19 protein-coding genes are annotated in these 18,267 nt (G+C 61.3%); 11 read left to right on the top strand and 8 right to left on the bottom strand.

Annotated elements, in window-relative coordinates; all coding sequences use genetic code 11:
• Window positions 1-177 carry a DUF1328 domain-containing protein gene (locus D1222_RS14270; RefSeq protein ID WP_119454932.1) on the bottom strand — a complete coding sequence of 59 codons (177 nt, stop codon included), beginning with the start codon at window positions 175-177 and terminating at the stop codon, window positions 1-3.
• A 264-nt stretch (window positions 178-441) separates the two neighbouring features.
• On the opposite strand from D1222_RS14270, the gene D1222_RS14275 reads away from it, so the two are divergent.
• From D1222_RS14275 to D1222_RS14290, 4 genes are all read left to right on the top strand, one after another.
• The gene (locus tag D1222_RS14275) at window positions 442-2,601 is read left to right on the top strand and encodes a TonB-dependent receptor (protein WP_119454933.1); all 2,160 of its coding nucleotides are present in this window, start codon (window positions 442-444) and stop codon (window positions 2,599-2,601) included.
• An 18-nt stretch (window positions 2,602-2,619) separates the two neighbouring features.
• On the top strand, window positions 2,620-3,168 hold the full coding sequence (locus D1222_RS14280) for a hypothetical protein (RefSeq protein ID WP_147371890.1): 549 nt from the start codon (window positions 2,620-2,622) through the stop codon (window positions 3,166-3,168).
• 9 nt (window positions 3,169-3,177) lie between these two features.
• Window positions 3,178-4,695: a PepSY-associated TM helix domain-containing protein gene (locus D1222_RS14285; protein WP_119454935.1), complete on the top strand. Its 1,518-nt coding sequence runs from the start codon at window positions 3,178-3,180 to the stop codon at window positions 4,693-4,695.
• Between the two features lie 126 nt (window positions 4,696-4,821).
• Complete coding sequence (locus D1222_RS14290; protein WP_119454936.1) at window positions 4,822-7,377, top strand: alpha/beta hydrolase fold domain-containing protein; 2,556 nt, start codon at window positions 4,822-4,824, stop codon at window positions 7,375-7,377.
• Window positions 7,378-7,450: 73 nt separating this feature from the next.
• Here the strand turns inward: D1222_RS14290 and D1222_RS14295 are convergent, their stop codons facing one another.
• On the bottom strand, window positions 7,451-8,299 hold the full coding sequence (locus D1222_RS14295; RefSeq protein ID WP_119454937.1) for a sterol desaturase family protein: 849 nt from the start codon (window positions 8,297-8,299) through the stop codon (window positions 7,451-7,453).
• A gap of 352 nt (window positions 8,300-8,651) precedes the next feature.
• On the opposite strand from D1222_RS14295, the gene D1222_RS14300 reads away from it, so the two are divergent.
• Window positions 8,652-9,290 carry a TetR/AcrR family transcriptional regulator gene (locus tag D1222_RS14300; protein WP_182482001.1) on the top strand — a complete coding sequence of 213 codons (639 nt, stop codon included), beginning with the start codon at window positions 8,652-8,654 and terminating at the stop codon, window positions 9,288-9,290.
• A 23-nt stretch (window positions 9,291-9,313) separates the two neighbouring features.
• On the opposite strand, the gene D1222_RS14305 is transcribed toward D1222_RS14300, so the two are convergent.
• Entirely contained in the window at window positions 9,314-9,721 is a 408-nt protein-coding gene (locus D1222_RS14305; protein ID WP_119454939.1) for a globin, read from the bottom strand.
• A gap of 117 nt (window positions 9,722-9,838) precedes the next feature.
• On the opposite strand from D1222_RS14305, the gene D1222_RS14310 reads away from it, so the two are divergent.
• On the top strand, window positions 9,839-10,612 hold the full coding sequence (locus tag D1222_RS14310; RefSeq protein ID WP_119454940.1) for an SDR family NAD(P)-dependent oxidoreductase: 774 nt from the start codon (window positions 9,839-9,841) through the stop codon (window positions 10,610-10,612).
• 10 nt (window positions 10,613-10,622) lie between these two features.
• Here the strand turns inward: D1222_RS14310 and D1222_RS14315 are convergent, their stop codons facing one another.
• Complete coding sequence (locus D1222_RS14315) at window positions 10,623-11,255, bottom strand: glutathione S-transferase family protein (RefSeq protein ID WP_119454941.1); 633 nt, start codon at window positions 11,253-11,255, stop codon at window positions 10,623-10,625.
• 124 nt (window positions 11,256-11,379) lie between these two features.
• Between D1222_RS14315 and D1222_RS14320 the strand changes: the two genes are divergently transcribed.
• From D1222_RS14320 to D1222_RS14330, 3 genes are all read left to right on the top strand, one after another.
• Window positions 11,380-12,453 carry an NADH:flavin oxidoreductase gene (locus D1222_RS14320; protein ID WP_119454942.1) on the top strand — a complete coding sequence of 358 codons (1,074 nt, stop codon included), beginning with the start codon at window positions 11,380-11,382 and terminating at the stop codon, window positions 12,451-12,453.
• 99 nt (window positions 12,454-12,552) lie between these two features.
• Window positions 12,553-13,383, top strand: coding sequence for a 2,3,4,5-tetrahydropyridine-2,6-dicarboxylate N-succinyltransferase (gene dapD / locus D1222_RS14325; RefSeq protein ID WP_119454943.1), 831 nt, complete (start codon window positions 12,553-12,555; stop codon window positions 13,381-13,383).
• A 19-nt stretch (window positions 13,384-13,402) separates the two neighbouring features.
• Window positions 13,403-13,834: a hypothetical protein gene (locus tag D1222_RS14330; protein WP_119454944.1), complete on the top strand. Its 432-nt coding sequence runs from the start codon at window positions 13,403-13,405 to the stop codon at window positions 13,832-13,834.
• A gap of 3 nt (window positions 13,835-13,837) precedes the next feature.
• On the opposite strand, the gene D1222_RS14335 is transcribed toward D1222_RS14330, so the two are convergent.
• Window positions 13,838-14,104, bottom strand: coding sequence for a hypothetical protein (locus D1222_RS14335; protein WP_147371891.1), 267 nt, complete (start codon window positions 14,102-14,104; stop codon window positions 13,838-13,840).
• Between the two features lie 141 nt (window positions 14,105-14,245).
• Between D1222_RS14335 and D1222_RS14340 the strand changes: the two genes are divergently transcribed.
• Complete coding sequence (locus tag D1222_RS14340) at window positions 14,246-15,247, top strand: helix-turn-helix domain-containing protein (RefSeq protein ID WP_119454946.1); 1,002 nt, start codon at window positions 14,246-14,248, stop codon at window positions 15,245-15,247.
• Here the strand turns inward: D1222_RS14340 and D1222_RS14345 are convergent.
• Genes D1222_RS14345 through D1222_RS14355 form a run of 3 tightly spaced genes read right to left on the bottom strand, consistent with a single transcriptional unit; the run spans window position 15,240 to window position 17,650 of the window.
• Window positions 15,240-16,292 (bottom strand): sodium:calcium antiporter, encoded by a 1,053-nt coding sequence (locus D1222_RS14345; protein ID WP_325049246.1) that lies wholly within the window; start codon window positions 16,290-16,292, stop codon window positions 15,240-15,242. The two genes, D1222_RS14340 and D1222_RS14345, sit on opposite strands and share 8 nt — an antisense overlap.
• Window positions 16,293-16,325: 33 nt before the next feature.
• Window positions 16,326-17,171: a class I SAM-dependent methyltransferase gene (locus D1222_RS14350; protein ID WP_119454948.1), complete on the bottom strand. Its 846-nt coding sequence runs from the start codon at window positions 17,169-17,171 to the stop codon at window positions 16,326-16,328.
• Entirely contained in the window at window positions 17,168-17,650 is a 483-nt protein-coding gene (locus D1222_RS14355) for a MaoC family dehydratase (protein ID WP_119455185.1), read from the bottom strand. Before D1222_RS14355 ends, D1222_RS14350 begins: the two co-directional genes overlap by 4 nt.
• Window positions 17,651-17,759: 109 nt before the next feature.
• On the opposite strand from D1222_RS14355, the gene D1222_RS14360 reads away from it, so the two are divergent.
• Window positions 17,760-18,242, top strand: a complete 483-nt coding sequence (locus D1222_RS14360; RefSeq protein ID WP_119454949.1) for a CinA family protein — start codon at window positions 17,760-17,762, stop codon at window positions 18,240-18,242.
• The last annotated feature ends 25 nt before the right edge of the window (window positions 18,243-18,267 follow it).

The following is an 18,267-nucleotide window of genomic DNA, read 5'->3' on the forward strand; positions in this document are numbered from 1 at the left end:
TCAGGACGTCACTTTCTTGAAGACCGTCAGGCCGAGGATGAGCAGGGCGGCGAAGATCACCAGTGCGGCGATGAAGAGGAACATCGCAATGTCGACGGCGACGCCGGCAATGCCTGTGAGGCCAAGCAGGCCTGCGATCAGGGCGATAATGAGAAAGACGAAGGCGAGCTTGATCATGGGGTGCGCTTTCACGGTCGGTTTGAGTTCGTTCTGATGAGAAAACCCTGCTGACGCTGATCCGGTTCCGCACGTGTATTGTGCGGGCGCGAAAACTGTTGCCGCCGCGTGAGCTGTGCCTCTGCAGCAACGCTCTTCGAGCAATCCGCCGTGCATCTCGCCCCGCTTGCAAGTAATTCTCATTAACAGGCTTTACACGCCGCCTCAGCTGTCATTATGCGGATGCGAATAAGTTGCAATCGCGTGGGCGAGGGGACGAACGACATGAAGAAGACCATATTGATCGCATCGGCGAGCCTGTTCGCCCTGGGTGCGGCTGCGCAACAGCCCGGTGAGGCGCCGACCGCTGATGCCGGGATGCCCGCTGAAGCCCGCCAGCAGACCGTGATCGTCAAGGGTCAGAAGATCGACACCGAGCTGCAGGATGTCGCCGCAAGTGTGGAAGTCGTGACGGGCTTTGAAATCGCGCGTGAGCCGGTCAGCGATCTCTATGACATCGTCGAGCGTATTCCGAACGTGACAACCTCCTTCGGTGACCTCGGCTTTGCCATTCGCGGGATCGATCAGAGGGGCATTGGTGGATCTGGCCGGGGGCAGACACTGACCGTCTATGTCGATGACGCCTCGCTTGGAAACTACACGACGTTCTTCGGGCCGCTGGATGCCTGGGACCTTGGCCAGGTCGAAGTGTTTCGTGGGCCGCAATCGACGAATTTCGGGCGCAACGCACTGGCCGGCGCGATCTATGTCCGCTCGCAGGACCCCTCCTATGACAGTGACTTCCGTCTTCGCATGGAAGGCGGCGAGTATGAGACCTACCAGCTGGCGGTCGCAGGTGGCGGAGCCATCATCGATGACAAGCTGGCCTGGCGCGGCTCCGCCCAGCAGCGCAGCAGCGAAGGCTTCATCGACAATGTGTTTCTGGACGAACCTGCCGACGCGTCGGAACTGACCTCTGGGCGCTTCAAGCTGCTCTGGGAGCCGACGGACGATATTTCGGTCATCTCCACGACGTCCTACACCGACAACTTTGCCGGTGAAGACGGGGTCACGCCGACCAATGATTTCCGCCGTGAAGCAAACTATGATGTTGCCGGATCGGAAGGCACCGAGACGTGGCTGCAGTCGGTGAATGCGACCTGGGCGATCAACGATACCTGGGAAGTACAGTCGATCACCGCCTGGCAGACCACAGATTACACGCGCATCGAAGACTACGATGTGACGCCAGCACCTGTCTCTTCACTCGACCGGCTGGGCGAGGACACGTCGATTTCACAGGAAATCCGGCTGAAGTATTTTGGTGAGCGGCTGAGCGCGGTCGGCGGCATTTACTACACCGATGCGTCGACCGACTATACGGACAGTTTCACGCTGCCGCTGACCTTTGTCTATCCACAGCTGCCGGTGAACAACCTCGTCTCGCGCGAAAGCTTCATCGAGTTCGGCGCCGAGAATTATGCCTTCTTCCTGGACGGCGAGTATGAGTTGACCGAGCAGGTCGACCTGCTGTTCGGCGCGAGATACGACAATGAGAAACAGACCAATGACGCAATTGCGGACACGCAGATCCTCGGCCAGCTGCCGCCTTTGCCGCCACAGATCCTGGCGCTGCTTGAATCCCAGACGGGCGTAACCCGCCAGGTCAGCGAAACGGAGTATGACGCGTTCCTGCCAAAGGTTGGCGTGCGCTTCGAACCTACGGACAATTCAACCTACGCCTTTGTGGTACAGAAAGCCTATCGTGCCGGTGGCTCTGAGATTTCCAATCTCGACGGATCGGTCACTTTCTATGAGCCTGAATACCTCTGGAACTATGAGGCGTCCTCACGCCAGCGGCTCATGAATGGCCGTCTGATCTGGAATACCAATGTCTACTACGCCGACTGGACCGATCAGCAGGTCTCGGTACAGGTCCCGAATTTCCCGAACTTTTTCTCCACGGTGAATGCAGGCGAGTCGACGATCTACGGCCTCGAAAGCGACCTCACCTACATCGTGTCCGAGCAGGTCGAGATCTATGGCGGACTTGGCTATGCGCATACCGAGTTTGACGACTTTCCGGACCCGAATAATCCCGGCAATAACCTCGCCGGAAACAGCTTCCCTTTTGCCCCGGAATGGACGGCAAATGCTGGCTTTGATTACGAGGCCGAGAACGGCCTGTTCGGCGGCGTCGATGTGAGCTATCAGGCGTCGAGCTATTCGGATCAGGATAATCTGGAGCTCAATGAGGTTGATGCCCGCACGCTGGTCAATATTCGCGTCGGCTATGCCTTCAACGACCAGCTGCGCCTGTCCTTGATCGGTCGCAATGTGCTGGATGAGGAGTATTACAGCTTCCTCAATCGTTCAGCGACGGGTGGTTTTGCGCGACTTGGCGACCCGCGTGTTCTGAGCCTGCGTCTGGACGCAAACTTCTAGGGGGCGGACCTCAGCGGAATGATCGCGACGGTAACAGGAATTGGAACGCTTATGGGCGGGCTGGGCAGTCTGCGCCTTGCCTGGTCGCGTCCGGCGACCAAGCGCCCCGTAATGATCCTTGCTGGGTGGACGCTTGTCGCAATCTCTGTTGCTGCCTTCGGCTTTGCCATAGGCTGGGAGACAGGCATTCCGTTTGCGCTCGCTATGCTGCCGGTGGCGGCGCTAGGTTTCGTTCTCGCCAATCGTGAAGTCCGCCCGCGTAAGGAAGGGCGTGAGCGCGAGGCGGTGATCGACCCGTCAGACCGGAAAAGCCGGTGGTGGCGCGGCGTGCTGCGTGTCGTTCTGGCCGGGCCGCTATCGGGTGCGGCGGCGATCCTTGTTGGTGTGGCGCTCGCCAAACAGCTGCCACTCAGCGATGTCGATGCTATCGCGATCGGGGGGCTCACTGTCCCGCTCCTCTGGGCTGGCGGCATGGCGTGGACATTGTCAGACGACAAGATTCTGAGGGCGCTTGCTGCACTTCTGCTTGTTTCTGGCGCCTCTTATGTCGCAGCATTCGTCGTCTAAGGGGGACCGATGGCTCAAACGATCTGGCCGAAAGTCAAACCAAGCTTCGTCAGCTCCATGCTGGCAGGCCACTCGGCGCTTGGGCTTCTCTTTGCGGCGCTCATCTATGTGGTCTGCATATCTGGCACTGTGTTGGTGCTCGCGCAGGAGATCGACCGGTGGGAAAATCCCAACGCGCCGATGATGGAGACGGTCGAAGCCCCGATACTCGCCGCAGCATTGCAGGCCGGTATCGCTGAAGCGAAGGCGGCCGGAGTCACTGACTATGTCAATGTGACCACGCCCAATGACGGCACGCCAAATCTTTCTGTGCGCTATGTCGACTTCGCCACGGGGGATGAGAAGGTTTTCGCGCTGGACGAGACGGGCGCCATTGCAGGCGAGCGCGCAGACGGCTTCGGACATTTCATGGAGCACCTGCATTTCTATCTCCATCTGCCCCATACGATCGGTCTTTTCGTTGTGGGCCTTATCGGTGTCGCGCTGCTTTCGTCGGTCTGGTCCGGTGTGTTGTCGCATCCGCGTATTTTCCGCGATGCTTTCCGGTTCAGGCGGGGCGGGACAAAGCGGTTGGAAGAGGCCGACCTGCACAACCGCCTGAGTGTCTGGGGCCTGCCCTTCCATATCGTCGTGCCGCTGACCGGTGCGATCCTGGGGCTTTCGACGCTGGTGCTGGGCATTCTCGCCATGGCCGCCTTTGATGGCGATCTGGAGCGCGCCGCCGAAGTTGTTGGCGGCCCAAGCGTCGAGGCGAACGAAGCCGCGATGGCAGTGCCGGATGTTCTTCCAATCATCGAAGGATTGCTGGCAAACCATCCAGACGCCAGCGTCGCGCGGCTTGGCATGCGCAATATCGGCACGGCTGGGCAGTCCGTGCAGGTGGACCTTTCCACGGCTGACGACCTGACCATCACCGACCGTTATATTTTTGACGGGGCAGGTACCTATCTCGGCTCGCGAGGGTTTTCCGATGGATCGCTGGGTAATCAGGTGATCGGTGCGCTGGGTCCGCTCCATTTTGGCTGGTGGGGCGAAGGGGCTTGGGCGGGCCTGATCAAGGCGGCCTATGTAATCCTTGGCTTTGCGCTGACCTTCATCACATCCAGCGGCGTTGCGATCTGGATTGCGCGGCGCAAGGCCAAGGGCAAGCCTGTGCCCGGTTGGGAAAAAGCCTGGATCGCGGCTGTATGGGGCCAACCTGTTGCTTATGCCGGCGTTGCACTTGGAGCGTTGGCCGGTGTGCCCGTTTCCGATCTAGCGGTTTACCTGCTCGTCTGTCTGGCGGCCTTTGTGCCTGCGTTCTTTATCTCCGCGCTGTTGCTTTCGCGGATCTTGCGAATTGCATCTGCGGTTGGGGTGACGCTCGTCGTGCTGGTGCATGTTGGCAAGCATGGTCCATTTCCGCTCGACCCTGCAGCCATCTGGATGAATGGCCTTCTACTGGTAACGGCAGGGATTCTGGCCGCGACCGTCGTGAGACCAGGTGAGGCCCGTGCCCATCAAGGGCGGAGCGTCGCTGCAGAATAGCGGCCAACGCTGCCAGACACATCCCGTCAGACGGGGGCCAATCGCACCGCTTTCCCTTGCGTGCACGATTGCCATAACGCGTTCCAAAAGCGAGCATGGCAGCAAAAGACAAGGGAGAGACAGGCCATGAAACTGGATATTGCGACAACTGCATTGCTGGCCCAGTTCGCACAGGCGGACGGCCCGCCCATGTATGAGCTGAGCCCGGACGAAGCCCGGATGATCGGCGAGGGCATGGCGAGCGCCTATCCCGACGGGCCGGAAATGGCCGAAACGCGCGACATCGAGATCCCGGCAAGCGACGGCGCCAAGATCCGCGCGCGCATCCATCGCCCGGTCGACAAGCCGAAAGGCGTGATGGTCTTCTATCATGGCGGCGGCTGGGTCCTGTCGAACATTGACCAGTATGATTGCGTCGGGCGCCAGCTGGCCGAGCGCACCGCGTGCACCGTGCTGCTGGTCGACTACCGCAAGGCCCCTGAGCATCGCTATCCGGCGGCGGCGAATGATGCTTGGGACGCGCTGAACTGGACGGCAGCGAACCTGAAAACGCTGGGCGGGGACGACCTGCCCATCATGGTGGGCGGCGACAGTGCGGGCGGCAACCTGGCCGCGATCGTCTGCCAGAAGGCGAAGGCCGCTGGCGCACCGAAGATCGCGCTTCAGATGCTGGTCTATCCGGTGACTGATTGCGACATGACGCGGCCGTCCTACGCGAACATGGACAACCAGCTGCTGCTCAACACGCCGATGATGAAGTGGTTCTGGGACCATTACGCGCCAAACGAGGCCGACCGGAAGAATGTCGATGCGTCGCCGCTGCACGCCAAGGACCTGTCCGGCCTGCCGCCAGCGGTTGTGGTGACGGCGGAATACGACATCCTGCGCGAAGAGAGCGAGGCCTATGCCGACGCGCTGCGCAAGGCGGGCGTGCCGGTCACCTTCAAACAGTTCGACCGGCAGATGCATAATTTCTTCGCCATGCCGGGGCTATTGCCTGCGCAGGCAAAGGCCATCGACTATGTCGGCGACCAAATCGACCAGCATCTGGGGCGCTATTCGCAGGCCGATGCGGTTGTCGTGGGCGCGGGCTTTGCGGGCATGTACCAGCTCAAGCGCCTGCGCGAGATGGGCCTCAAGACACGCGTCATCGAGGCGGGCGACGATGTCGGCGGGACCTGGTACTGGAACCGCTATCCGGGCGCGCGCTGCGATATTGAAAGCCTTGGCTATTCCTATGGCTTCGACCCGGAGCTGGAGCAGGACTGGAGCTGGAGCGAGCGCTATGCGACGCAGCCGGAAATCCTGTCCTATGCCGAACATGTCGCCAAACGCTATGACCTGAAGAAGGACATCACCTTCGAGACGCGCGTGACGCGTGCGGTCTATGATGAGGATACGTCGCGCTGGACGATCTATACCGATACGGGCGAGGCGATCTCTGCAAAGTATTTCATCATGGCGACGGGCTGTCTGTCTGTGCCGAAGGAGCCCGATATCGAAGGCGCTGACAGCTTCAAAGGCCCGACCTATGTCACCGGCCGCTGGCCGCATGAGGGTGTCGACTTTACCGGCAAGAAAGTCGCAGTGATCGGCACCGGCTCCTCAGCCATCCAGGCCATTCCGCACATTGCAGAGCAGGCAAGCCAGCTGACCGTCTATCAGCGCACGCCGGCCTATTCGCTGCCTGCGGGCAACCGGCCGCTGACCAATCAGGAAGTCTCTGACATGAAGGGCCGCTACCGCGACTTTCGTGAGGAGCAGAAGTATAATTTTGCGGGCATTCCAAAGCCGGAACGCGCGCTGGAGCCTGCGGCCATGGTGCCCCCTGAGGAGCGCCAGCGGCGCCTCGAAGAAGGCTGGACGCAGGGCCTGACGGGGCTGACGACCAAGTTCGCGGACGCGCTCGCGGACGAGGAGTCCAATGCGATCATCGCTGACTTCATTCGCGAGCGGATCAAGGCGCGCGTGAAGGACCCTGAAATTGCCGAAACGCTGACGCCGTATTCCTATCCGTTCGGCACAAAGCGGCCATGTCTCGACACCAATTTCTATGAGACGTTCAACCGCGATAATGTGACCCTCGTCGACCTTCGCAAGACGCCGATGGAGAAGGTCACACCGAAAGGCATCAAGACGAGCGCAGGCGAGGAAGCCTTCGACGTGATCGTCTTTGCGACCGGGTTCGATGCGATGACCGGTGCGCTGCTCAAGGTGGATATTCGCGGCAAGGGCGGCACGGCCCTTCGCGACAAGTGGGCGAACGGGCCTCATACTTATCTTGGCATTGCGATTGCCGGTTTCCCGAACCTCTTCACGATTACCGGGCCGTCCAGCCCGTCGGTTCTTTCCAACATGATGGTCTCCATCGAGCAGCATGTGGACTGGGTGAGCGACTGCATCGGCTGGATGCGGGGGCGCGGTCTTGAAACGATCGAGCCAACGGAGGCCGCCGAAGAAGAGTGGGCCGAGCACAATGAGGCGATGGCAAACCAGACGCTCTTCCCGCAGGCCAATAGCTGGTACATTGGTGCCAACGTGCCGGGCAAGCCGCGCACCTTCATGGCCTATGTGGCAGGCGTCGATGTCTATCGCATCATCTGCGACCAGATCGCCGCCAGCGGCTATCACGGCTTCGAAACGGCAAAGGCGAAACAGCGGCTGGAAGCGGTTTCAGCTTAGGCTTCGCCGAGCAACTGTCAGTGACAAAAGGCGGGCAAGCCCCCTCGAGGGGCTTGCCCGTTTTGGCATTTGTTCAGGACGTGGTCGCCTCTGCCGTAGCAGGGACTGTCTTCTTTTTCGGTAGAAGGTGGTTGAGCGGGTAGAAGGCTTCTTCAGCCCAGTGAGGTTGCTCGCCCGGCACGCCGTAGCGGGATGGTTTGCCCTCTGGCAGGTAAAGCGTACCGAAGGCCCAGTCGAAGACGGCGAGACAGAGGCCGAAATTCTTGTACATCTTGCCGTTCTTGCCATAGCCGTGATGGGCATGGTGCATGCTGGGCGTGATGACCACGTGCATGATGGCGCGGCCGAAACGAGTGTTGATGAATTTGCCATCCACGCGCCAGTGCATGTGCGTCAGCGTGTTCCAGACATACATGACGATCAGGGTCAGCGCGATGCCCGCCTCCATGCCGAGATAGACAAAGAGCGCGGTCAGCCAGATGTGCGGCGTGAACAGGGCCCAGAAGATGTTCTGGCGCTGGACGACCGTGACATTGATTTCGGTCGCTGAGTGGTGCGTGCGGTGCACTTTCCACAGCCAGTTGAGCCGATGTCCCTTCTTCTGGCCTTCATGGGACCAGCGGTGGATCCAGTAGAAAACGAATTCCGAGGCTACGAAGGTGACAAGGAACGCCGCCCAGAGCGGCACGCCTGACCCGGCGCCTGCATAGGCCGGTAGTGCCCAGGCCGCGAGGAGGCCTGCGCCGAAGCCGAAAAGGGGGCGCGTAAGCGCCGAGTTGGAAAGAAAGCAAAGCAGGGTGAGGCCAAAGTCGCGGCGCGTGCAGTTTTTCAGCTGCCCGGTCACGATCTCTCCAGCGAGTACGACAAAGGTTGCAAGATAGATCCAGAGCCCATCGGCGAGCGTGATTATCGGTTCATTCATGGCGGTCCTCCGAAAGCCCGGTCAGAAGCGAGCTGTTTGTGTATGGCGCTGGATTAATGCATATGCATTAAAAATGCAACGTATTTAGAGGTAATGATAGCTCTCGCTCCCAAATGGCGTCTGCCTGAAAGCGATTGCATTAGTGCTCCTGCTGTCGTCCTGGCCAGCGCGATCAGCAAATCTGGCGCTCCATGTGGAGCAAAGGCGGCGGATGGTTGCGAATTTAGCCTGGAGGATTCACCGCAAACAGACTGTCTAAGGCAGGCGTCTTAGACAGTACATTCAATCCGGGCGAACTGTGGTAAGCGGTGCGGAGTTACCGATTTAAGCGAGATATCCTATGCCGGATGGCGTGACCGAAAAACGAGACGGCCAGCATGCGATCCTGATCGCTGCAGAGCGTATGTTCGCTGATTACGGGCTGCATGGCGCGTCGCTGCGCCAGATCAGTGAGGCGGCCGGGCAGAAGAATACGTCTGCGATCCAGTATCACTTCGGCTCACGCGACAGGCTCGTCGAGGCCGTTTTCGCCATGCGGATGTCACTCATCAACCCACGTCGGCAAGCGGCGCTGGAGAAGCTGAGGGCTGCGGGCCAGACAGGGAATGTGCGAGCCCTTGTCGAAGTCATGGTCTGGCCGATGGCTGAAGAGCTTCGCCCGCGCGCCGAGGGCAATCACTATGTCCAGTTTCTCAGCCGAGCGAGCCGGGAGCGAAAACTGGCCATCGAACTCGCGCCCTCTGATTTCTTGTCTGCCTGGACCGATACGGTGAACCATCTGCGCGAAGCGATCCGCTATCTGCCCGAAAAAATCGCCGAGACCCGGGTGGAGCTTGCAAGTGAGCAAACGATTTCAGCGCTCGCTGCCTATGAGGCGCAGGATTTGGGGTCGACCGGGCAACTCGACCTGTTCGTAGAAACATTGATCGACATGATCGCCGCCGGCGTGACCGCCCCCGTGTCCTCGCAGACGCTTGCGGCCTATTCCTAGCATTCGCGCCGCGAGCAGCCTGATCAGCCAGTCGTCTCTTCAGTGAGGCCAGAAAGTTCATCGAGAAGGGATGCCCATGCCGCGTCCCTTTTTTCGTCCCAGCTCTCGCCCAGCGTATCGCGGCAAACGTCCCGAATGGCGGCAAAGATCAGGTCGAGATCGGCGGCGGTGAGGCCGTAGCCATCATGCTGGAGGCGGGCAGCTTCGAGATGAAAGCGCGGCGCCTCGCTGCCTGCGGCCTGCCCGAGGACACAATCGAAGCAGGTTTCGAGCATGTAGGCGCGCACGCCGCCGTCCCGGTCGAGCTCGAACATGGGTTCAAAGTCCGGGCGCAGTGTGAAGAGCCTTGCATAGATGAGCGGCTGCGGGTCACCGACGGTATCGGCGAGGCGCTGGAGCGTGTCTTCGATGAGGGCGGCTCTGTCGTCCATCGGGCGATGATAGGCAAGGCGCGCAGCATTTGCGAGTAAGTTCGCTGGCGGCTGCGATGATGACGCCGAACGCTAGCGCACCTATGCTGCGGGCAGAACGCGGAGGAGGCGCAGAAAATGACAGAACGCAAACCAGTCATACTGGTCCTTGGAGCTGGTGCCGGGATAGGCGGGCATGTGGCGCAGCGCTTTGCGGCAGGCGGCTATCATGCCGTGCTGTGCCGCCGCTCTGATGAGGAAGGCCTGCAGAAGCTCGTATCGGGGATACAGGACAGCGGCGGCGAGGCGACCGGCATGCTGCTCAATGCGGTCGAGGAAGGCGCGATTGAGGACCTTGTGTTCCGGGTAGAGCGCGACATCGGGCCGGTTGAGGTCGTCCTGTTCAATCTGGGGGCCCAGATCGGCAACCGGGCGCTTGGCGATACGCCGCTGAAGACGTTTGAGCTTGGCTGGCGGATGGCGACGTTCGGGCTTTTCCGGCTGGCGCAGGCCTTGCTGCCGCAGATGGAGGCGCGCGGGTCAGGCACGTTGCTGGTGACGTCTGCGACGGCTGCGGTGCGCGGCAATGCCGGCCAGCACTCGCATGCGGCCGCGATGGGTGGGCGGCGCATGCTGTGCCAGACGCTGAACGCCGAGTTCGCGCCAAAGGGCATTCATGTCGCGCACATCCTGATAGATGGGCCGGTCGAGGCGCCAGATACGCTGGGCAAGCTGCTCGGGCCAGCGCGGTTTGCTGAGCTGAAAGCCGCCAAGAGCGAAGGCAAGGATGAGCTGATCCTGCCGGGCGAGCTTGCGGAGACCTATTGGCATATCGCGCACCAGCACCGCTCTGCATGGAGCCATGAGATCGATATCAGGCCGTTCAAGGACAAGCCCTGGTGGAACAGCTAGGCAGCTGATTTCAGCATTGCAGGACGGCTTTTGCGGCGGGGCGGGCGCGGTAGCGTGTGTCCCAGTCGCGAAGGCGAGGGCGCTCGCCCAGAATGTCGATGTCGATGAAGCGGACGAATTGAAGGTGCGAGGCGAGGGTGAGGTCTGCAGTCGAGACGCTGTTGCCCGTTAGCAGCTCTCGCCCATCGCCCAGCGTCTCTTCAACGAAGTCGAGCGGGGCCTGGATCTGCTTTTCGATGGCGGCGGCCTGTACCGGATCAGGCGGCATGCCGAGTGGGGATTTCTTGTAGTGGACATAGATCGCGAGCGGATTGGCGATCTTGAGCTCGACGATGCGTTCAAGATCGCGGGCCCTGGCGCGGGTTTCGGGCTCAGAAGGCGCGAGGGCACCATCCGGATACCTGCTTTCAAGATAATCGATGATGGCGAGCGACTCGCGCAGATATGACCCGTCGTCCAGTTCGAGGACGGGCAGCGTGCCGAAGGGGTTGCGGGCCAGGTGTTCAGGCTCACGCTGGCGGCCCTTCAGCGTGTTCACGATTTTCTGTTCGATGGGCAGCGCGTGTCCCGCCTCTGCGCGCTCTGCAAGATAGAGCATGACTTTGGTCGGGTTGGGCGCGACGGGGACGGTATAGAGTTTCATGCACTGAGCATTCGCCCGAAGTCGCAGTTTTGGCAAGCTGACGCAAAGTTAGTGCTGGACGGGAAGGGGGCTGCCGGGGTGTATGTGCGGCAAGAAAAGGAGGCCTGATTTGGCTGTAGAAGACATGTTCGCCCCGATGACACTTACCCGCGGTCCGGCCTGGAAGAACCGGCTGGCGCTCGCGCCGCTGACCAACCAGCAGAGCCATGCCGATGGGGTTCTGTCCGATGAAGAGTTTCACTGGCTGACCATGCGGGCCGATGGCGGCTTTGCCATGGTGATGACGGCGGCCGCGCATGTGCAGGCGGTGGGTCAGGGCTTTCCGGGGCAGCTTGGCTGCTGGGATGACAAGCATATCGAGGGGCTGACGCGGCTCGCCGATGCGATCAGGGCCAAGGGAGCGGTTTCGTCGCTCCAGCTTCACCATGCTGGCATCCGGGCGGACAAGACGGCCGTGCCAGAACCTGTCGGCCCGTCGGAGCACGCCGAGACGGGCAGCCGCGCACTGTCACGCGCCGAGGTGGACGGCGTTCGCGATGGTTTCATTGCAGCGGCTAGACGCGCCGAGGCGGCAGGCTTTGACGGTGTCGAGATCCACGGCGCGCACGGCTATATCCTCGCTCAGTTCATGTCGCAGGACACCAATCAACGCACGGATGATCACGGCGGCAGTGTCGAAAACCGCACACGCCTGACGCGCGAGATTATGGACGGCATTCGCGCGGCCTGCGGGCCTGACTTTCAGATCGGCATTCGCCTGTCGCCAGAACGGTTCGGCCTCAGCCTGCCGGAGAATGTCGACTTCGTGCGCGAATTGATGGCGGGCGGAAAGCTCGACTATGTCGACCTCTCCTTCTGGGACTACAAGAAGCTACCGGATGATAAGGCGCTCCAGAGCAAGAGCCTGCTGGAGCATTTCGTGGACCTGCCGCGTCATGGCACGCGGCTCGGCGGGGCGGGCAAGATCCGCGATGGGGCGGATATTCGCGATGTGCTGGATGCCGGGCTCGATTATGCGATGATCGGGCGGGCGGCCATCCTGCACCACGATCTGCCAAATCGCGTGAAGGCTGACGCCGATTACAAGTCACCGCAAACGCCTGTGTCGGTTGCTCATATGGAAGCTGAAGGGGTCAGCCCCGTCTTCGTGACCTATTTGCGCGACACGTTCCGCATGGTTGAGCCCGCAGAGAGCTGAAAGGCCTGATCAGACTGACAGCGCGACACTGGAGGGTCTTGCCCATCCGGCTCAATCGCGCTTGAAGACGCGGGCTATAAGAACAGGACGGAGACCGCCATGACTGCAGCCCTCGAAACCGCGATTGAACAGGCTTGGGAAGACCGCGCCGGTGTCTCGACCGACACGAAGGGCGAGGTTCGCGATGCTGTCGAGGAGGCGCTTGCCATGCTCGACAGTGGCAAGGCGCGTGTTGCCGAGAAAGGTGCAGATGGTGACTGGACCGTGCATCAATGGCTGAAGAAGGCGGTGCTCTTGTCTTTCCGCCTGAATGCGAACGGACCAATCAAGGGCGGCCCTGACGGTTCGACCTGGTGGGACAAGGTGCCGAGCAAGTTCGATGGCTGGACGAGCGATGATTTCGCGTCCTCGGGCCTCCGCGCCGTGCCGAACGCTGTCGCGCGCCGTGGCTCCTATATTGCCTCCGGTGTCGTGCTGATGCCGTCTTTCGTCAACATCGGCGCCTATGTCGATGAAGGCACAATGGTCGACACATGGGCGACGGTCGGCTCCTGCGCGCAAATCGGCAAGAATGTGCACCTCTCGGGCGGCGCTGGTATCGGCGGCGTGCTTGAGCCATTGCAGGCCAACCCGACCATCATCGAGGATAACTGCTTCATTGGCGCCCGCGCCGAGGTGGCCGAAGGCGTGATCGTGCGCGAAGGCTCTGTGCTCGCTATGGGCACCTTCCTCAGCCAGTCGACCAAGATCGTACATCGCACGACCGGCGAAGTCGTCATGGGCGAAGTGCCACCTTATTCTGTGATCGTGCCGGGCTCTATGCCTGCTGCCGATGGCAAGGGGCCGGGCCTTTATTGCGCGGTCATCATCAAGACGGTGGATGAACGCACGCGTAGCAAGGTCGGCATCAACGAGCTGCTGCGGCCGTAGCTTCGCCACTGCGAGTGCTATGACCGAGACGATTGAGAAGCCGAAGGCGCAGGTTCTGGTCGGCGAGACCTCACCAGAGCCTGGTGGGCGTTGGGAACTTCAGCTGACCATTCGCACCAAGATGATCGGCGTTGGTGCGATCAAGGCGGTGGCAGATTTCGTCCGGATCGGGGCGCAGTTTGCAGGCCAGACGCAGATTGCCATTGGCGTGAAAGGCCAGGAGCTTCCGAGCCGGCTTGGTGACATCGAAGGCGAGATGACAGCAAGCGACGTTGCGCTAGACCTGCAGGTCCATGAAGGTTTTCTCAAAGCCTACCGGTTTCACTGCACGGGGCAGGCCGTCGATGACGGCGCCCGGTATGAAGGCAGCTGGCATGCGCCCTGCGTCCACCCTGCGGACTGCAATTGCGAGGGCACGACGGACGACTTCGTCATGGTCCGGCTGGACTGAGAGTTACTTAGCCTGCGGCCCACGGTGGCGATATTCTTCCATCAGTGTGAGGGCAGGCGCGTAGTCCGGGTCCATGAGAAGGGCGGATTCCAGAGCGTCGCGGGCCTCGTTCGGGTTTCCACGCTCATGGTGAGCGAGCGCGAGCGCCATCTGGTCCTGCACCCTGTCAATCTGGCTTTCGGGCCGAGCCTCTGTGGCTTCCTCGTTCACCGCTGAGACTGTGATAACGACCAGAGCCGTGAGACCTGCGGCAAGACTTATATGTCCCATATCTATCTCCCTGACGAAGTGGCTGCGTGTCATGAGTGGAAGATGAGGGGTTGAACCGGCGAGCGGTATTGGCGATATTGACATGATGTGGTCGATTTTTGCCAAACTTGTTTTCCTCTGCCCACCACCGGGTGCCGGCGCTTGAAACCGTCTGAGTTCAGCTTGCCGCACCGCGTTGTCGTGCTGGCCTATGACCAGCTCTGGCCACTGGAGTTTGGCGTTGCGGTCGAGATCTTTGGCTGGTCGCGGCCAGAATTTCTTGGGGCGGCCTGGTACGATTTTGCCGTCGCAGGCCCAGAAGAAGAGATACGCAGTCTCGGCGGCATGACGATGAAGCCCGACCTCGGCTACGAAGCCGCGGGCGATGCCGATACGCTAATCATTCCTGCCTGGCGGGACGTGAATGAGCGCCCGCCCGAAGACTTGCTGGAGGCGGTCAGGCTGGCGGGCAGGAATGGCGCCAGGCTGGTGTCCTTCTGCAGCGGCGCGTTCGTCCTTGCGCATGCAGGTGTGCTGGCGGGGCGACGGGCGACCACGCACTGGCGCGATTTCGACCTGCTGGCGCAGCGCTTTCCGGACATCGAACTCATCGATGATGTTCTCTATGTCGATGATGGCGACGTGATTACTTCGGCCGGGTCCAGCGCGGCTGTGGACTGCAGTCTTCATATCATCCGGCGCGATTTCGGTGGGGAAATTGCCAACAAGGTCGCGCGTAGCCTCGTAACCCCGCCTCATCGCGATGGCGGACAATCCCAGTATATTGAAGCGCCCTATCAGGAACGCGCGGGCCAGTCTGTCGCTGTTGTCCTCGACTGGGCGCGTGAGCATCTGCATGAGCCGATCGATATCTCCGACATGGCAGAAGCGGCCGGTATGAGTGGGCGGACCTTTCTAAGGCGGTTTCGCGATGGCACGGGCACGACGCCGCTGAAATGGCTTCGCCGGGAGCGCGTCCTGCGCGCGATGCGCCTGCTGGAGAAAACAGAGAGCAGCCTTGGCGATATTGCCGATCAGTGCGGCTTTGGCTCGGTCGAAACCTTCCGAACAGCTTTCAGGGACATTGCAGGCGTCGCGCCGCATAGCTACCGCAGGCGCTTTGATCCGGCCCGGCCAGCCGATGTGGCACCCCGTATCAGTTGATAGACACCTGCAGCGCCATAAGGCCGAAATAGGTCACGAGGATGCCGAGGCCTTCGAAACCAACGCCGCGGCGTTCCCTGAGGATGAGGCCCATCAGCAGGATCGTGGTGATCACCGTCGCGCCGATCAGCATCAGCCCGTCAGCCTGTGTCATGGCGTGATAGATCGAGCCATCACGGTAGGCGATGTCCGATAGTGACAGGAACAGGACGTCGAACGTATTGCCGCCAATGATGCCGCCAACAGCGAGCTGCAGCGCGCCCCGGCGGACAGCGGCGAGCGTGGTGACAAGCTCTGGCAGGGAGGTGGCCACCGCCGTCATCAGCGCGCCGACAATTGTCTGCGAAATGCCGAGATTTGACGAGATGACCGCGCCTGACTGGGCAATGGCGAAGCCGCAGCCGGCGAGAACCAGGCTGAGGCCGACGAAGATCGCGATCATCACCGGCAGGCTGTGGATCTGCGCCTCTTCCTCGTCTGGGGCGTCTTCGCGGGTCTCATCGGTCTCTCGCGGTTTCCACATGGGCTTGTTGCGCAACTGGACTGCTGCGCGTGTGCCAAAGAAGTAGACCGCAAAGAGAAGAAGCGAGACCGGGTGGATGCCGAACAGGGTGTATTCGGGGACGTAATTGGCCGCGAGGGGCAAGCTCATCAGGAGGACCAGCATGGCGGCCATGAGCATGTTATTGGCGTCGGCGGCGGCGTGCTCAAGGTTGACGCGCTTATAGATGAGGTCAGCGACAACGAGGAAGGCGGTTTGGGCCGCGATGCCGCCAACCGCATTGGAAACGGCGAGCGAGGCGAGACCGGCAGAGGCCGCCGTCAACGACGTTACGATGCCCGAGAGGGAAGTACTTGCGCCGAGAAGGACGCCGCCAAAAACCGCTTCGCCAAGGCCGGTTCGGTCTGCCAGCCTGTCTGCGGTTGAGATGATACGGATACCGGCAAGCGTGACGACGACCGTCGCCGCCAGAAAAACGATAATAGCGATCTGTGTAGAGATAGTGCGCGCCCCTTCAGCCCAGAATCGTGACCCTTTCTGAATGCGCGCCTGAGGGGCAGGTTCCGGAGGTCGCCGCTATGCGGGTGCCTTGGCCTTGATCGACCAGCATCCGGCTGTGTAGCGGACCTCATCACCGTCGATATAGGCGCCGTAAGCCTCTCGCACGGCAGCGCGGACAGCGTCCTCGTCGGCCTGCGGGTTCATTTCGAGGAGCCGGGGAAGCGGACCGAGCCTGTCGAGGAAGAGCGGAAGCTCACTGACCGGAAAGCTGCAGGGGACGTCTTCCGGCGTGATGTCGATGCCGGTCCATCCGGCGTCTTTCAGGATGGAGTGGACATAGTCCCTGTCTTCGAAGCCGAACTGTCCGGGGGCGTTTTTCTCACGCTTCGGCATCTCATCTAGAAAAGGGGCGGCGGCGCGTGTGCCGGCGCTCATGAAGGGATTGTCGGCGGGGCTGCGCCAGGCATAGAGGTGCAGGATGGCACCATCCGTGGCGGCGGATTTGAGGTTCGAGAACGCCTTTACCGGATCAGCAAAGAACATGACGCCGAAGCGGGAAATCATGAGGTCGAAATGATTGTCGCCGAAGTCGTGGGTCTCTGCGTCAGCCTTGATGAATTCGGCGTCGAGGCCTGCGGCGCTGGCCCGGCTGCGGGCCAGAGCGAGCATCGGGCCTGAGATGTCGATCCCGGTGAGGTGTGCAGACTGCGCTGCCTTGGCGGCTGCGAGTGTAACAGCGCCCGTGCCGCAGCCAGTGTCGAGGATGCGGGAGGCACCGCTTTGCGCCGCGCTGGCCGCGAGACGGCTCTCGATCCCTTCAAACATGGCGTCCATGACGGACTGGGCGTCGACCCAGGTTTCCCCGCCAGCGCCGTCCCAATGAGATTTCTGCTGGGCGCGGATGTCTTCGGCTTGGCTCATGCGGCGGGCTCGTCCTCAATCGGCGCCTCGGGGTCGCGGACCTTTATGAGGCCATTGCCGATGAAGCGCATGACGAGCTCATTGTGCTGGTTGTAAACGCGGTTCTCTGAGCGGGTGAGGCCCATATCGGGGCGGCTTTTCATGCGCCGCTTGGAGATCATCTCCATCTCGATGCGGATTTCGTCGCCCGGATAGACGGGCTTGATCCATTTCAGCTCATCAATGCCGGGGGAGCCGAGACCGGCCTGCGGTTCGCCGTCCTGCATGGTCTCGACCATGAGGCGCATCGTCATGGCGGCGGTGTGCCAGCCGGAGGCCGAAAGGCGACCGAAGAAGGTCTGCTTGGCGGCTTCATCATCAAGGTGGAAGGGCTGGGGGTCGTATTTGGAGGCGAAGTCTATGACCTCCTCACGCGTGACCTTATAGGACCGCGGCGAATGGGTGATCGTGCCCGGTTCCATGTCTTCGAAATAGCGCATGCGCTCCCCTTCCTTTTTGTTGCCGAGCATAGATGAGGGAGAGGGTGGGGGCGCGCAAGATGGCGGAGGGGAAGGTTGCCAAACAGGCTGACGCAGGCTTCATGGCAAAATGAGAGAGCTTCTTCCCCTTGCCGAGGAGATCGGCACCATCCTCAAGGCGCGTCGTCAGACCGTTGGCGTCTGGGAGTCTTCATCTGGCGGGCTTGTGTCGGCGGCGCTGCTCGCGCAGGCGGGCGCGTCGGCCTATTTCCGGGGCGGCGGTGTGATCTATGCGCCGGCGGCCTTTCGCGGGCTGGTCGGGCTGTCGAAGGAAGACCTTGGCGGAATGCGATCCTCGAGTGAGCCTTATGCGCGCTTTGCTGCCTCGACCATCCGTGAGCGGCTGCGCGCTGATTGGGGTCTATGCGAGACCGGTGCGGCGGGGCCGGACGGCAATGGCTATGGCGATGCGGCGGGGCACACCTGTACGGCGCTGGTCGGCGATGGCGTCGAGATTTCCCGCACGCTGGAAACCGGGCTGAGTGACCGGGTCACCAATATGGAGCTGTTCGCGCGCGAGGCGCTGGAGCTGCTCCTGGAGAATATTCGCTAGGCGGCGAGGTCAGGAAGGAGGAAGT

The sequence above is a fragment of the Henriciella algicola genome (assembly GCF_003576245.1).
Lineage (GTDB): Bacteria > Pseudomonadota > Alphaproteobacteria > Caulobacterales > Hyphomonadaceae > Henriciella > Henriciella algicola.

Excerpts from the sequence above, each read along its gene's own strand:
- D1222_RS14270 (WP_119454932.1), bottom strand. The coding sequence starts at position 177 with ATGATCAAGCTCGCCTTCGTCTTTCTCATTATCGCCCTGATCGCAGGC.
- D1222_RS14275 (WP_119454933.1), top strand. The coding sequence starts at position 442 with ATGAAGAAGACCATATTGATCGCATCGGCGAGCCTGTTCGCCCTGGGT.
- D1222_RS14280 (WP_147371890.1), top strand. The coding sequence starts at position 2,620 with ATGATCGCGACGGTAACAGGAATTGGAACGCTTATGGGCGGGCTGGGC.
- D1222_RS14285 (WP_119454935.1), top strand. The coding sequence starts at position 3,178 with ATGGCTCAAACGATCTGGCCGAAAGTCAAACCAAGCTTCGTCAGCTCC.
- D1222_RS14290 (WP_119454936.1), top strand. The coding sequence starts at position 4,822 with ATGAAACTGGATATTGCGACAACTGCATTGCTGGCCCAGTTCGCACAG.
- D1222_RS14295 (WP_119454937.1), bottom strand. The coding sequence starts at position 8,299 with ATGAATGAACCGATAATCACGCTCGCCGATGGGCTCTGGATCTATCTT.
- D1222_RS14305 (WP_119454939.1), bottom strand. The coding sequence starts at position 9,721 with ATGGACGACAGAGCCGCCCTCATCGAAGACACGCTCCAGCGCCTCGCC.
- D1222_RS14310 (WP_119454940.1), top strand. The coding sequence starts at position 9,839 with ATGACAGAACGCAAACCAGTCATACTGGTCCTTGGAGCTGGTGCCGGG.
- D1222_RS14315 (WP_119454941.1), bottom strand. The coding sequence starts at position 11,255 with ATGAAACTCTATACCGTCCCCGTCGCGCCCAACCCGACCAAAGTCATG.
- D1222_RS14320 (WP_119454942.1), top strand. The coding sequence starts at position 11,380 with ATGTTCGCCCCGATGACACTTACCCGCGGTCCGGCCTGGAAGAACCGG.
- dapD (WP_119454943.1), top strand. The coding sequence starts at position 12,553 with ATGACTGCAGCCCTCGAAACCGCGATTGAACAGGCTTGGGAAGACCGC.
- D1222_RS14330 (WP_119454944.1), top strand. The coding sequence starts at position 13,403 with ATGACCGAGACGATTGAGAAGCCGAAGGCGCAGGTTCTGGTCGGCGAG.
- D1222_RS14335 (WP_147371891.1), bottom strand. The coding sequence starts at position 14,104 with ATGGGACATATAAGTCTTGCCGCAGGTCTCACGGCTCTGGTCGTTATC.
- D1222_RS14350 (WP_119454948.1), bottom strand. The coding sequence starts at position 17,171 with ATGAGCCAAGCCGAAGACATCCGCGCCCAGCAGAAATCTCATTGGGAC.
- D1222_RS14355 (WP_119455185.1), bottom strand. The coding sequence starts at position 17,650 with ATGCGCTATTTCGAAGACATGGAACCGGGCACGATCACCCATTCGCCG.
- D1222_RS14360 (WP_119454949.1), top strand. The coding sequence starts at position 17,760 with ATGAGAGAGCTTCTTCCCCTTGCCGAGGAGATCGGCACCATCCTCAAG.